At 32.1% G+C, this 16250-nt stretch carries 6 protein-coding genes; 5 read left to right on the top strand and 1 reads right to left on the bottom strand.

Annotated features, from left to right (window positions below):
* The first annotated feature begins 249 nt into the window (after positions 1-249).
* The 4 genes from ACKI3D_RS06385 to ACKI3D_RS06370 all read left to right on the top strand — a co-directional run bounded on the left by ACKI3D_RS06385 (position 250) and on the right by ACKI3D_RS06370 (position 14210).
* Positions 250-1764: a hypothetical protein gene (locus ACKI3D_RS06385; RefSeq protein WP_407393046.1), complete on the top strand. Its 1515-nt coding sequence runs from the start codon at positions 250-252 to the stop codon at positions 1762-1764.
* Between the two features lie 92 nt (positions 1765-1856).
* Positions 1857-5456: a hypothetical protein gene (locus tag ACKI3D_RS06380; protein WP_407393044.1), complete on the top strand. Its 3600-nt coding sequence runs from the start codon at positions 1857-1859 to the stop codon at positions 5454-5456.
* 215 nt (positions 5457-5671) lie between these two features.
* Positions 5672-12889 carry an Ig-like domain repeat protein gene (locus tag ACKI3D_RS06375; protein ID WP_407393042.1) on the top strand — a complete coding sequence of 2406 codons (7218 nt, stop codon included), beginning with the start codon at positions 5672-5674 and terminating at the stop codon, positions 12887-12889.
* A gap of 271 nt (positions 12890-13160) precedes the next feature.
* Positions 13161-14210, top strand: a complete 1050-nt coding sequence (locus tag ACKI3D_RS06370) for a hypothetical protein (RefSeq protein ID WP_407393041.1) — start codon at positions 13161-13163, stop codon at positions 14208-14210.
* Positions 14211-14288: 78 nt separating this feature from the next.
* Here ACKI3D_RS06370 and ACKI3D_RS06365 read toward each other — a convergent pair whose 3' ends face one another.
* Positions 14289-15029, bottom strand: coding sequence for a hypothetical protein (locus ACKI3D_RS06365; RefSeq protein ID WP_407393039.1), 741 nt, complete (start codon positions 15027-15029; stop codon positions 14289-14291).
* Between the two features lie 134 nt (positions 15030-15163).
* On the opposite strand from ACKI3D_RS06365, the gene ACKI3D_RS06360 reads away from it, so the two are divergent.
* Positions 15164-15982: a Sec7 domain-containing protein gene (locus ACKI3D_RS06360; protein WP_407393038.1), complete on the top strand. Its 819-nt coding sequence runs from the start codon at positions 15164-15166 to the stop codon at positions 15980-15982.
* The last annotated feature ends 268 nt before the right edge of the window (positions 15983-16250 follow it).

The following is a 16250-nucleotide window of genomic DNA, read 5'->3' as shown; positions in this document are numbered from 1 at the left end:
AATAAAGAAATTTGATATTTTTTAAAGTAAAATTAACTCAAATTGATTTTAATCAAAAAATTAATAAATTTTCTTTATTTTGTATTACGAATACGAAAAGAAGCTCAAAGAGAGCTTGCAGATATGATAGATAAATGTTATCTATCAGAAATTGAAGTTCAATTGGAGATTCTTTTTAGAAAAGAAAACCGAATGCGAAAAATTCTTGAAAAAATTTTGTGTTCGGATATAATAAAAATAGTGATAAAAATGAAACTAAATTACAAAGTTTTAGGATTAGTAATGTTCGTCATGTTAATCTGCTGCGTAAGTGCAGCTAGCGCAACAGATGTAGACAACATTACCGTACCTGATGATACAGGAATCATTGAAATAGATGATACTGTAGATTCAGTAGATGAAGTAGAACAAGATCGAGGCATGAGTGGTTGCGATTGTAATAATTGCGATTGCGAGATTGAAGTACCAACCTTACCAGCTAGGTCAAATCCAATTACTATAACAACTCAAAATGATTTGAATAATAAATTTACTGGTGGTGTCTTTAATGATGCAAATGTTGATGAAGTAATTTTTGTTGGAAACTTTGGTAATGGTAGTTATACTACTCTTAATTTTAATCAATCAATAACCATTAACGCAACTGGAGCTACATTTAATAATATTGGATTTGGCTTATTGCACAATGGAATCGTTTTAAATGGTGCAACCATAATTATAAACGCTCCTCAAAATAATGATTCTTATGCAATTGATATTGAAAGTGCAAGTAACACTATTGTAATAAATAATAAAATAAATTATACCTGTGGCTATGATAATGCTGCAAACTATAATTACGCAATTAAAGCAATGAACAGTGAAAACTTAACAATATATGGAAATGAGATTAATGCAACTGTACCGCTCAAACAACCTGATTGGTATGCTGTAAGCACTATTGCATCTGATTTTGTTGCAGGCGTGGCAGTTGGATCATGCGATAATTTCAAATTTGATAAAAATAACTTAACAGTAATTGGAAACAAACGTGTTGGCGGTTTCCCAACATTAGATGCATTTATCATAGCACAATCTGCAAATGCAAAAATACGTGGAAATAATATTTATGAAAGCGATATAATAACAGCTACTAATCAATACAGTTATATTTATGGAATTGATGTATATTCATGTGATAATATAAAAATTTGTAGTAACACTGTCGATATGAATGGTAATAAATCTGGTGGTCAAGTAGGTGGAAATGGTACTGGTGCAGCATATTGTATACAACTCACTGGCCCACACACTGGAGTAAAAATATGCAATAACAATTTAACTACAAAAAATAATGGTCCTAACTTAGGTATTTACTCTCAAAACTATTATGGTACAACTAACATTACTGTTTGTGGTAATCATATTGATGTAACTGGTAAAGCAGGTAGTGATGAATGGTCATTAGTATCTGGTATGGAATTACAAGACACTTATGCAACTGTATATTGTAATACAATAACTGTTAATAATACTGCAGGATATCATGCTAATTATTGTGCATATGGTATAAGTTATTGTCAAAATACTTATAGTGATCATTGTTATTACATTTATCAGAATGATGTAACTGTGTATAATGGCGATTATACCATATATTTAATACAATCAGATAATCCTGATAGTTATATTAGTAATAATTGTAATTTAATAGCATATACAAATACTACTTCTAAAACAGGCGATGATACAATTTATGCTCCAGATTTAGATTATTATGGTTAAACATTTCATAATTTGGTTGGGAAATCATTAAATTGACTAAATTTAACAATTTAATTTTTTATTTCCTTTTTAATTATTAATGTGTGATTTTCATGAAATTTAGAGTAATTTCAATAATTTGTTTAATTTTCGTTCTGTTAATGTTTGTTAATGTTATTTCGGCAACTGAATTGAATAATACTTCTTTAGAAAATAATGGTGAGGATATAAATTATAATTATGATTTAAATCATGAAAATAATTTATTAAGAAATAATAATGACTTTGATGATTCAATCGAGATTTACGTTGGTCAAAATACTACAGATGATGGTGGAAATGGATCGTATGATAATCCATATAATAGTTTTAACTTAGCTCATAATTATGTAAATAATATTAATAAAAGTCAAGTAACAATTAATGTTTTTGATGGAGTCTATTATTTAGATAGCTATCTAAAATTTAATACATCTAATTTAATTATTAACGGTTTGGGCAATGATGTTCGTATTAAAAATTATTATGATATTAGAGGAGCTTCTGTAATGGCTTTTGGTTTAGTTTCAAGTTCTGCAAATTTCACAATGAACAATTTAATTGAAGACCATTCTAATCAAACTTTAGCTCCTTACTTTTCTTTATTCCGTACTTCAACAGGTTCGAATACTGTAACTAATAATCATGGTATTTTTTATAACTGTTCTTTTATAGGTCCATCTACTACTAATAAGTTTTTGACAGGAGGATCTTATGATTGTCAATTCATCAATTGTTATATTTCAAGTAATAAAGCTAAAACAGGCATTTTTACAGATAAAAAAGCAAAAAATACTAATTTATCATTTAAAAATTGTATATTTAATTTGCCTACTGCAACTGTTTTAATGACAATTAATCTTCCGTGTAATGTCACATTGAATGATGTTTGGTTTGGTCAAAATAATGTCCCGGGATATATTACTCCTGGTCGTGGTTTTGTAATAGATGAGAGTGGCACATATGTTTTAGATTATGAAATTCCAGTTTCAAGGTATGCTATTTTTTCAGTAACTGAGAATTATTTAGGCGATAATCAGTTTGAGATTATTGGTAAGTTGACTTGGAATGGTACTGAAGACCAAGATGGAATGGAAAACTTCCAACCTATGACAGTTAATTTAGTATCTGCTACTGGTGATATTAATCAAACTGCTACTTTAGTTAATGGTAATTTCAGGACTATTTACACAAGTTCCAATTCAACACATAAAGTAACTGCTACATTACATAATGAAGAAATTGAATTAGAATTCACTACTGTAAACATCACTGCCAATCCAGTAAGTATTTACTATGGTGAAGATCAAAATATCACATTCAATTTCACTCAACCAATAACTGCTAATGTTACTGTAACAGTTTCCAATGGAAGTTACAATAAATCCGAAAGAGTCGAAATCATTGGCAAAGATTCACTTGTTTATACTGTATCAGATACTTTAAAAGAAGGCATTTATGATGTTGAAATTAACTTAGCGGAAAATAACTTATTTGGTTTCAACACAACTACTTTAACAGTATCTAAAGTAAGTGATTACACTTTTGAAGTTGCAACTGGTGATGTTAAAGTTGGAGATAATGCAACAATATCTATCACATTGCCTGATGATGTAACTGGCACAGTTATTATCAAATTTGGTAATGACACTAAAGAATTGCCTGCAAACCAAACAATGACTGTAAACTTCACTAATTTAAATGCAACAACTTACAGTGTAACTGTATCTTACAGAGGTAATGATAAATATGTAGCTTTAGACAAACCAGCTAGTGTAACAGTTAATAAAGCAGATTCAGTTCTTGAAATTGAAGATGCAACATTTACCTATGGTGATGTTATAGCTATTCCATTTAATGTGACTAATGCAAATGGCGTAACCGTCAGTGTCTTAAACAAAGATGATAAGGAAGTCGCAACTGCTTCAAGTGAATCAGGTACAATTAATTTAGATTCATTATCTGCAGGAAAATATACTTTAGAAGCAACCACAATCGTTGGTTCTAACTACGAATGGGTTTCAAAAACAATTGATTTAACAATTAATAAAGCAAACTCTAGTCTAGATGTTCAGGATAAAGAATTCACTTATGCAGCAGAAGCAGTTATCAATGCAGTATGTGAAAACTCAACTGGGGATGTTATTGCAACATTAACAGATGAAAACAACGCTGAAATAGCAGTCACGGTATCCGGAGACAACATAACCTTACCAAAATTAAACACAGGTAAATACACATTAACAGTAACAACAAATCCAGATGAAAACCATACTAATATTACCAAAACAGCTACAATTACAATTAATAAAGCAAATCCTTCAATGAATGTTATTGTTGAACCAGTAGAAAATATCACAACAAAAGATGATGTAACATTAACAATCAGTTTACCATCTGATGCTACTGGCGAAGTTACAGTTAAAATTAATGGTAAAAAAGCAGATACAATTTCTGCAAACGAAACAATAACCATTAATCTAAACAATCAAGCAGGAGACTACGTTGTCGATGTCACATATTCTGGTGATAAAAACTACGAAAGTGACATAACAACCAAAGAATACACTGTCTCTAAAGTTGAAACTTCAATCACAGCAAACCCAATAATATTCGAAGAAGGAAACACATCAACAATCGAAGTCAATATTCCTAATGTTGATTCTGGCTTTATTTTAGTAGATGTTAACGGTAAAAAATTCTATGGTGATATCAATACGGGTAAAGCTACTGTTTTAATTGAGGGTTTAGTTGCAGGCAATTACACCGCAAACATCATCTTTGCAGGTGACGAAAAATTCAATAAATCTACTGGCACTGTTGCAGTTAATGTCACACCTACAGTTGACATAATCAGTGAACTCAATGAAATCATTAAAGAGTTAAACAGTACTATTGAATCTCAAGCTAAAGAGATTAGTAATCTTACTGATACTGTAGCTATTCAGAACAGTACTATTGAGTCTCAGGCTAAGGAGATTGATTCTCTTAATGCTACTGTGAATAATCAGTCTAGTACTATTGAGTCTCAGAAAGAACAAATTGGTAACTTAACTAAGCAAATTGATAAAAAAGATGTAGTTCTTGTTGTTAATCAGACTTTCACCCGTGCTGCAGTTGACTACAATGCAGGTGAAAGAGGCGGAATGTTTTACGCAATCTTAAAAGACAATGAAGATAATGTTTTAGCTAACAAAACAGTACAAATTGCTATAAATGGTAAAATCTACAATAGGACTTCTGACAACGAGGGAAAAGCCAGCATACAAGTAAACTTTGCTAGTGCAAACACATACTCTTATGCAGTATCCTTCCAAGGTGACGACCAGTATAATGCAGCACCAATTGCAGTATCAAAATTAACAGTTACCAAAAAGAAAACCACCATTAAAGCTTCAAACAAAGTATTTAAAGCTAAAACCAAAACCAAAAAGATTAGTGTAACACTTAAGACTGTTAAAAACCAGTATGATAAAAAAACATACTTAAAATCTGGTAAAAAAGTAACACTTAAAGTGAATGGTAAAACCTACACTGCAAAAATCAACAAAAAAGGCGTAGCTAAATTTACCATAAAAATAACCAAAAAAGGTAAATACACAGCTAAGATTAAATTTGCAGGTGACAAAACCTACAAAGCATCTAGCAAAACAATAAAAATAAGAATAAAATAAAAACACTTTAATGAAGAGTAACTATACTCTTCAATTTTTTATTTTTTTTATTCAATAAATTTATCTTTTTATATTTTTTTACTTTTAATAGATTACTCTTTTTCACAGATTATATTATAACTTTAATGAATCAATTCTTTAATATTATTTTAAAATATTTAAATAAAATATTGGGATTTTCATAAAAGTTTATTTTTCATGAAAGGGGTTGTTTTATGAATTATAAATGTCTTATCTTGATGTTATTTGTTTTATTTTTAAGTATGGGTATGGTATCTGCAAATGAAATTGGAGATGATATTACCTCAATAAATGATGAGTTTCCAATTGAAATTGTAGATAATATTTCATCGGTAAGTGTTGAATCTCCAATTGAAAGTGTAAATAATATTGACTGTATGAATGAAGATAGTAATTTGGATAATTCGATTCTTCAAGCTTCTTCTCAAGAGGTGATTCAAAGTGATGATGGTGTAATTGTAGTAAATGATTGGAACGAATTACAATACTATTGTTCTTTAAATGATAAAGATTATACTTTAAAATTAAAAGAAAACACTAATTTTTACCCTTCAGACCCTCATAATCCTATTTATCAAATTAAAATTAAAAACAAGGTGAAAATTATTGGAAGTGCGGGAGCATATATTGGTGATGAACCACAAAATGTTCGAGACATTCGTTTTGTAGCATTTTTAATTGAAGATAATTCAAAATCTGCTTCATTAAATATTGAAAATGTCACTTTCAAACATATTTGGTCAGTATATTCTGTTGTAGGTGCTGGAACACGTGATGGTATATTCATACAGATGGGTGGAAAAAAGAACAATATTTTTAAAAATTGTATTTTTCAAGATATCCTTTCACAATATGGGCATGCAACAATTGTTTATCTTAAAAAAGGTTCTGCTATTTTAGATAATTGTAGTTTTATTAATTGTACTAGTGGTTATGGTGCAGTTAGTGTCTATGATCCGAATAGTGTGAAATCCACTGATATGATTGTCAGGAATTGTTATTTTGAAAGTAACTATGCATCTACCGAACCGGGGTGTATTAATAATTGTGGTAAATTGACAGTTTATAATACTACTTTTGTTAAGAATAAGTCTTTTTGGTGGGCAGGAGCAATACACACTCATAATGGTGGAAATACAACTATCTATGATTCTAATTTTACAGACAATGTTGCTGGTTGGAATGGTGGCGCATTATATACTTATGGTTATTTGCAAATATATAATTCTGTTTTTGTAGGTAATAATTGTACTACTAATGCAGGTGGTGGTGCAATAGGTGCATGTTCCTACCAAACTGATCCACATATTTATATTAAAAATTGTCTTTTTAAGGATAATAGTAACAATTGTTGGGCTACTGATGAATTGTCTAACGATTTGGGAAATGGTGGCGCTATAGCTTTTATGGATGCCGGTTCACTCACTATTCTGGATAGTATTTTCATTGCTAATTCTGCAGCATATGGTACTGCAATCAGAGCTATGGATGTTGCTACATATGGATCACCCGATATAATTATTGTAAATAATTCATTTATAAATCATACTAGGCATAATGATGTTTTAATGGTTCATGTGGATGGAACTATCCTCAATGTTTCTAATAATTATTTTGAAGGTAATTCTATTGTATTTTCTAAGCTAACTCTCACTAAATTAAGTGAAGGTAGGGAACAGGCAACATTGCAAATTAATGCTTCTTTAAAAAATCCAAGTTATTATGATGAGGATATTTTAGATAAAACCTTGTATGATGTTTACATTAACAATAAATATGTAAAAACAGTGAATACATCTGTTTTCACTGTTGATTTTGGTGATTATGATATTTGTGATGTTTATGTAATTCCAACCATTTCAAATCGTAAATCCAATGAAGTAACTATAACAAGCACTAGGGAATATGTATTCGTTTCTAAAAGTAATGGAAATGATTCGAACAATGGAATTTCAAGAGACACACCAGTTTACACTATCAAAAGAGCATTAGAACTTGCAAATGTTTGTCAAAACATTATTTTGTTAGATGGTGATTACTCAGAAAGTGATATTCAAATTGAATATGGGGTTACAATCAAAGGAGAAGGCAATTCTACATTAACGGGCACTACATCATTTATCAGTAACGCTAACTTCACTTTGAAAAATCTGAAAATCGATAATTTGAACACTGAGAATTTCATCAAGCAAAATAAGAACAATCTTATTATTTCCAATTGTATTTTCACAAATAACGATGCAGTTTTAGTTTACAATAACGGATTTACTTCTTTAACCAATTCCATATTGTTAAACAATTCTAAAATAGTTGATGGTAACATTAATGATTGTGTTTTGGATTATAACTGGTGGGGTAATGTTCCTTCAGAGTTAAGTAATTATATTACTTTAAATCTAACTTCCGATGTTAATGCTTTAGAGAATAATCAAAAAGCAAACGTTAAAGCAGTTTTCTATTTAAATGATGGAAACGAATACACAAACTTGCCAGATATCAATCTAGGTGTTACAGCATTGAATGGTGTTTCAAGCCAAAGTACTGTCAATATTGATTCTAGCATTGTTTACACTTTAACTGCTTTTAGTGATGGTGCTTTAACTGTTAGTTATAATAACATCAATGCCACTAAGTCTTTTAAGTTTTTAAAATCCAATCCAAGCATTTCATTAGAGACAAATGATATCCTGATTGGTGATAATGTAGTTGTCACTGTAACCACTCCAAGTGATGCGGAAGGTAATTTAACTGTTAATATTGGAAACCTTTCACAAACTAAAGTGATTCAATCTGCAAAATCCACTTTCACATTTGAAAACTTAAAAGCAGACACATACAATATTACTGTAACATACACTGGTGATAAGAAGTATCTCTCAAAAGAGTTAACTTCAACAGTTAATGTTAACAAATATGAATCATCCACTCAGTTAAATTTAAGCACTGTTAATGTTGGTGAAGATGTCATTGTAACAATTACCACAATTGCTACTTCAACGGGTAATGTTACTTTATCAATTAACAATAACTCTACAACATTAACATTAACCGATTGCAAAGCAAACTTCACTATTAAAAACATCAAAAGGGGAGATTATCTTATCCGTGCTGTTTATAATGGGGATGACAAGTATTTGACAAGTCAGGATTCCAAGTTCATTGAAGTGGATAATTTAAATGCTACAATGTCCATTAAAACAGATGATATCACTTATGGCGATGTAGCAGTAATTAAAGTCACTTTAAATGATGATGCTTCCGGAAATATTACAGTAACTATTGATGGTAAATCAAACCAATCTAAATTATCTAATGGTAAAGCTGAAGTTACTTTCGTTAATCTTGATGCAGGGTCTAATAAAAACATCAGTGTATTCTACACAGGTGATGATACATACTTCAACTTGACCAGAACAAGTACTTTCAATATTGCAAAGGCTGATTTAACATTTTCTATCTCTTCTAGTGATATTAAGATTGGTCAGTTTGCTGAGATTGTCATTACTGTTCCGTCAAAGACTACTGGTACTTTCACTATCGGTGAGGATGTCATCAATATTCCTATGTCTGGTGAGATTTCATATGTCATTTCTGATTTGGAAATCGGCAGCTACACATACACTGCAACATACAACGGTAACAATTACTACACTGTATCTAACTCTACCAGTTTTGTTGTTAGTGAGTATCCGATTCCGCAGGTTTCAGATGAAGGTTTCAACACCCAAAACTCTCATAAATCCCAGTATGAAACCACAACTAATGGAAATATCGCTTTCACTATTCTATTTAACGAAACTTTATCAGGGGATTTGGTGATTGACAGTTTTGGTAATGTTTACTTGCCAACTCAATCTGGTATCTATGCATTTAATCAGACTAGTAAATTATGGTATTTCACATCTACTGCTGCAGCAGGTAATCTTTCTGGAATTGCAATCATCCGTGATGTCATCATTGCACCTAAATCCGGTGATACATTATACTTCATCAATCAGACTTCTGGTGAAAGGTGGGGTGAATCCAATATCTATCAGGGTTCCAGTTTCTTTGCGCCGGTAGTTGATGATGGTGCAACTTTATATATTGTAAGCGAGTATCAGTTCAGTTCTGAAGACTATAAGCTCACAATTGTTCCGTATAAGTTGTGGGAGAAAGGAGGTGATCCAACATTAGTAACAATAGGTAATACTCAGCCATTGTGTTCTCCAACCTTAAACGAGAACATTATTGTGGTCGTATCAGATAACAGGTTAAGAATCATTGATGCTAAGTCATTGCAGACTCTTGCAATCAAATCCGGTAATTATATGCCAATTCGACCAATCATTGGTGAGGGAAATATTGTTTATGCTCTTTTAAGTGACAGTGTTGTTGCATATAATGGTAATGGTGTGCAGGTTTGGAAAACCAAAGTCACTGGGGGAGTCGGATCCACAATAGCATTAGACAATGATCAAGGCCTATACCATATCAATGCTAAAGGAATTATCTATAAGTATGATATTGTTGATGGTACTCAGTCAAAGTTTTCAAATTTAAAGGTAACATCTGGAATCCTTATTGATGCTAACAATAATGTGTACTTCGGATCAAACAACATTTTCTATGCTCTTGACAGTGAAGGAAACATCCTATGGAAATCAGATTTAGGCTCAAAAATTATTGGAAATCCTGTCATGGATGCTTCCGGTCTGATTTATGTTCCAACCGAAAACAGCATCACTGCATTGACATATGCTCCTTTAAGAAATGCAATCAATGTTACTGTAGGCGATATTTTCATTGGCCAAACCGCTGAAGTCAAAATCACTGCAGATTCGCAAATCATAAACAAGTTCACATACACAATAAACGGTGAAACATTCACCAGTGATGGCGGAACAATCACTAAGACATTGTCCAATTTGGATTTAGGCAATTACACTGTTGAGGTTTCATATGTGGGTGATGCTAGATTTGCAAGTCAAAATGATGTGTTCACTTTTGAGGTTAAAAAGTTCACTCCAGCATTAACTGCTTCAGCTGGAAACATTACTGTTGGTGAGACTTTAGTAATCAGAATAGATACTAACGTAACTGGTGTAATCTATGCAATAGTCGACGGCAATAACTACACTGCAAAAAATAACATTATCTCAATTGCAAATCTTAAAGCAGACAACTACACTGCTTCAGTTGTATATGTTGGAGATGATAAATACAATTCTATAACCAAAGAGCTTAAGTTCACTGTATCTAAAATAGGTGTCTTTCTTGGTGATGCTTTAAGCATTTCTGATGATAACACTACATTTACAGTTAAGTTGGCCGGTGATGCAACAGGTAGTTTAACAGTCAGTGTTGATAATATCAAATACAGTGAAAACGTTAAAGCAGGTTCAGCCGAAGTTGTAATTCCAAAATTAAGTGAAGGACCACACAACATCCAAATCACTTATTCAGGTGATGAGAAATATCTCTCTGACACTAAAAGCATTGTTCTTGTTGGTGAGAAAGTAATTCATGAGAATAACACAACAGATCCTATTGAAAACACTACCAACTCCACACCTGGAAACGACACTAATCCTAATGAAAACACTACCGCTCCATATGTCAATGTTTCTGATGATGCGTTCACTATTCCGGAAAATGGTAGTGATTTTAGTATTTCACTTCCGGGTGATGCTACTGGTACTTTGACTGTTACTGTTGATGGTAAGTCATACTCTCAAAACCTGACAAATGGTAAGGCGACTGTAACTATTTCTGAGTTGGGTGTGGGTTCTCATAATATTACTGTGTCTTATTCTGGTGACAGTAAATATATGCCAGTTTCCAAGTCTAGTGTTGTGGTTGTAAATCCTGTAAACGCAACCGGAAATACTACTGGAAATGCAATTGATGGAAATAATACTGGAAACACAACTGGAAATGCTACTGTTCCGTCTGTGAATGTTTCTGATGATGCGTTCACTATTCCTGAGAATGGTAGTGATTTTAGTATTTCACTTCCGGGTGATGCTACTGGTATGTTGACTGTTACTGTTGATGGTAAGTCATACTCTCAAAATCTGACAAATGGTAAGGCTACTGTTACTATTTCTGAGTTGGGTGTGGGTTCTCATAATATTACTGTGTCTTATTCTGGTGACAGTAAATATGTGTCAGTTTCCAAGTCTAGTGTTGTGGTTGTAAATCCTATAAATGCAACCGGAAATACTACTGGAAATGGAACTGGTGGAGATAATAATTCAACAGCAGGTAATAACACTGGAAATGCTACTGTTCCGTCTGTGAATGTTTCTGATGATGCGTTCAGTATTCCTGAGAATGGTAGTGATTATAGTATTTCACTTCCGGGTGATGCTACTGGTACTTTGACTGTTACTGTTGATGGTAAGTCATACTCTCAAAACCTGACAAATGGTAAGGCTACTGTTACTATTCCTGAGTTGGGTGTGGGTTCTCATAATATTACTGTGTCTTATTCTGGTGACAGTAAATATGTGCCAACTTCTAAATCAAGTGTTGTTGTTATAAATCCGGTAAACACAACAGGAAATAACACCGGAAATATAACTGATGGAAATTATACTGGAAACACAACTGGTAATGCTACAGGAAACACTACTGCTCCGTCAGTTAATGTTTCTGATGATGCGTTCACTATTCCGGCATCAGGCAATGAATACAGTATCTCACTTCCAAGTGACGCTACAGGTACTTTGACTGTTACTGTTGATGGTGTTCCATACTCTCAAAACCTGACAAACGGTAAGGCTACAGTCACTATTCCTGAGTTGGGCGAAGGCTCACACAACATCACTGTAACATACTCCGGTGACGGCAAGTATGCTCCAACATCCAAGTCAAGTGTTGTTGTAAAAGAGCATGTTCCAGTATTAAAGCTCACTGCTTCCAACTTAAGCATGCTCTACACTTCAGGCAAGTACTTCAAGGTTAAGTTGACAAGTGATGGCAAACCTTTAACCAATAAAAAGGTTAAGATTAGAATTAACGGTAAGACTTACACTAGAACAACTGATAAGAATGGTTATGCTTCAATTAAAATCAGTCTGGCTCCAAAAGCCTACACTGTTAAAGCAACCTATGGTGATTTAACAATTACCAAAAAGGTTACCGTTAAAAGCATCATTAAAGCCAAAAACGTCAAGACCAAAAGGTCTGCTAAGACCATTAAAATTAAAGTGACCTTGAAAAAGGTCAACGGCAAATACCTTAAAAAGAAAAAAGTAACCTTAAAGTTCAACAAGAAAACATATAAGGTGAAAACCAACAAAAAAGGTGTTGCTACTTTCACTATCAAAAACAGTGTCTATAAGAAACTTAAAGTAAACAAGAAGTACACCTACCAAGTTATCTATGGCAAAGACAAAGTCAAGAAAACTATAAAATTTAAAAAGTAAGTGGGGAATTTCACATTCCTCCAATTTTTTCTTTTTTTCATATATGTAACATATTTAATTTAATTCAGTTTAAGGTTAACATGTTATTTAATTAACTACAACCAATTTTAAAATCATATTTAATGACCTAACTATTAAGATATTTCGCCTCCAAACCAAGTATTCGAATACCTAATTTTGTTCCCGTATGGTTACATAAGCTATTTTTATACCTTAGTCACTATTATAACTACGGTCATTTTTTTGGCTGAAAAATTTAGGAGAGAGAATAATGAATTTTAAAAATGACTATGATTTAATCAATGATTTTCATTTCAAATCTGGTCATAGCGACAGTTCTAAAAAGTCATACATGACAGTATTTAACAACTACAGAAACTTCCATGACATGAGTCTATGCGACCTTCTTCATGAGGCAATATCAGAACAGGAAGACAGAATCCCAAATAACAAGCTATCAGTCTATGATAGGATAATCTCATTTAGAAATTACCTAAAAGAAAACTATCTGGCAAACACCATTACAAATGCAATCTCCAAAATCAAGACATTCTACTTATATAACCGTGTGGATGTGCCATTCATTCCGCCACTTAACAATAAGTGGGTTAGAAAAAATGAGATAATCTCATTTGATGATCTGCCGACAAAAGACGAGCTGAAGCTTGCCATGAAGTTTGCAGATGATGAGCTGAAGATGTGGATTATGGTGATGATCTCGTCAGGTTCAACCCGTGCGGAAGTAAAGACTATAACCAACAGAATGTTTTTTGAAGGAACACAGGTCTATCATCAAAAGGATGATTTTGAGGATGCCCTGAAGTATCTCTCACGAAAAAACAACATTGTCTGCACCTGCAAATTAATCAGACAGAAAACCGACAAGCCATACATCACATTCCTCACACCCGAGTGTGTGCAGAAAATCGCCAAAATCAAGTTAAAGCAGGAAGATTTTGATTTAAATAAGCCTTTGCTTAAATATGGGCTTAATCATGTAAACTACAAGTTCAAGCAGTTGAATGACTATCTTGGTTTTGGCGAGGTCGGAGGATATGCAAAGCTAAGACCACACATGCTTCGAAAGTTCAACGCAACCTATCTCACACAGGGCTGTCTTGATGGTGATTTATTGAATATGGATTTGGTTGATGAATTGCATGGCCGTGGAAAAGACCAGACAAGGCAGACCTACTACAAGGACAATCCCGAGTATCTTAAGCTTGAATACATCAGGGCAATGAGCAACATTTCATTATACCGTAAATATGGTTATGAAATTGTCAATGGTAAGGTGAAGGTGATTTCAATGCCTTTGTAAATTCATGAATATATTAATTGGAAGTCTTTAGGGATGGCTTCCAAATACCATTTTTGGATTAACTCTTGCATGATGCAATTATAATTTGGGAGTTACAATTGTTGTAATTTCTATATTTCCGGTTTTTGGAGGTAAATCATCAAAACTTGCATGATTTTTAATTAAAAAGTCTGGATTGTAAATAAAGAAGTATATCTTTTCACAGTTCGGTAGTTTTTGATATTTTTGAATATCATCATTAATCTGCTCAACAATCTGTCTTTGTTGGATGCTATTTTTAGCTAGCTTTATTTCGATACCATAGTTTATGTCTTTTATGTACAAATCAATTTGACTTCCTATATCCGCATAGGATTCAACAGGCTCTTCAACTTTTATATTTTCATAATATATTCCTAATAATGCTTTCAATAGTTTTTTAACATCTGATTCTTTTTGAATTTCAAGATCTAATTCTTTTAATTCCACTACGACTTTGTGGAATCTGTTTAAAATAGTTTCGATAATTTCATCATTAGAGGTATTATTTTTTGGTTTTGGGTTGCTTTCGAGATTTTTAATTATTATTTTTAAAGTGGGTACTGCTTTTTCAATTTCATGTTTATAAGTAGTTTGGGTATGTTTTTTGAATTCATGATATAATTCATCTTCAGTTCCTATTGTATTTTTAAGGCATGTTAAAGTTTTTAGTTTCCATTCTTGAGTTTTTCTTCTGTCAAGACAAGGTGCATCTCTAAACATTGAGTTATTTGATTCTATAATCTTTAATAAGTTTTCTCCTTCATTTAATAAGTCTTTTAATTCATCTATATTGCACATAATATTCCCTTATATTTTAAGATATTTAATTTTAATCTATGTTTTTATATCAGTAAATGATTCAATGTTGTATTATTAAAAGTTGCAATAGGATTACAATAAATATAATATCTATAATATATAAATAATATAATATGAAAGATAATAAAAAAGATAATATTAGTTGGACAAGCTTTTGTCAGGCCATGAATTCAATAGCTTACTGGCTCATCCACAACAAAAAGAAATACAAAAAACGTGATTACTACCAGATATTAACATTAAAAGACAGTTGCACAGATATAGAAAAGAAAGCAAAGAAATTGGGTAATAATAAACTTGTTGCAATGTATGTGATGGATTTAATCAAAGATAATAAATCTTTGGATTTCCTTCCAAACTATGTAACACTAAATGACGGAACTCAAATTGACAAGGCAGAATATGTGGACATGGCCATAATGGTGGAAGCATACGTCAGGGCAAATGGAAGGCTTCCGGCAATCGTATACAGAAAATCAACACTGCCCGATTATAATGATTCCACAATGAAGCTCTTTGTCAAAACATTCAACTTCAAAGGAAACACCATAGATGAGGCTTTAGCAGTAATAGCTAAAATCAAATTGTACCTGAAATACTTCGATTCACAAAAAACAGACAAGAAAACCATAACTGATGCTAAGGCAGGTAAGGGTTCTAACTGTGTGGACTGGGGACAGGTCTATTATCGTATTGCCAAAAGTTTAGGATATGACGTTCTGTTTGTTCATGTTAAATGCAGGGTTTCAGGAACAGGTCATATAAGATTAAGACTGAAACATAAAAAGCATACTGGGGGAAACTGGATTAACCGTGATCCTGCAGCAGTGGCAGATACAACTTCAGGTAATGTAAGGTCAATCTGGTGTGAAGATGGCTACATCATAGCTTATGATCCATCTTGGATATTCACAGATTTGTACAGTAGTTAAAATCATAACTACTCCTTTTTTATTTTTAAATTTTTTATTCTTCTATTTTGGAGATAATATTATTTATTTAAAATCGTTTAATGTCAGATTTGTTATCAATTTTGATATTTAAAAAATTCTAATTCTTTGAAATATGTGCTATCAAGGATTATAAAATATTTTAACAATCTAAAAATATTAAAAATCATTGATTATAAATATGTTTATAATTAAAAGTGTAAATAAGGATTCAATTATTTTTTTATTAATCATTTGGTGATATTTTTGT

It is taken from the genome of Methanobrevibacter sp., assembly GCF_045586545.1.
In the GTDB taxonomy this organism is placed as follows: Archaea; Methanobacteriota; Methanobacteria; order Methanobacteriales; family Methanobacteriaceae; genus Methanocatella.
The sequence above is the reverse complement of the archived record's forward strand: the minus strand, read 5'-3'. Positions and strand labels throughout refer to the sequence as shown.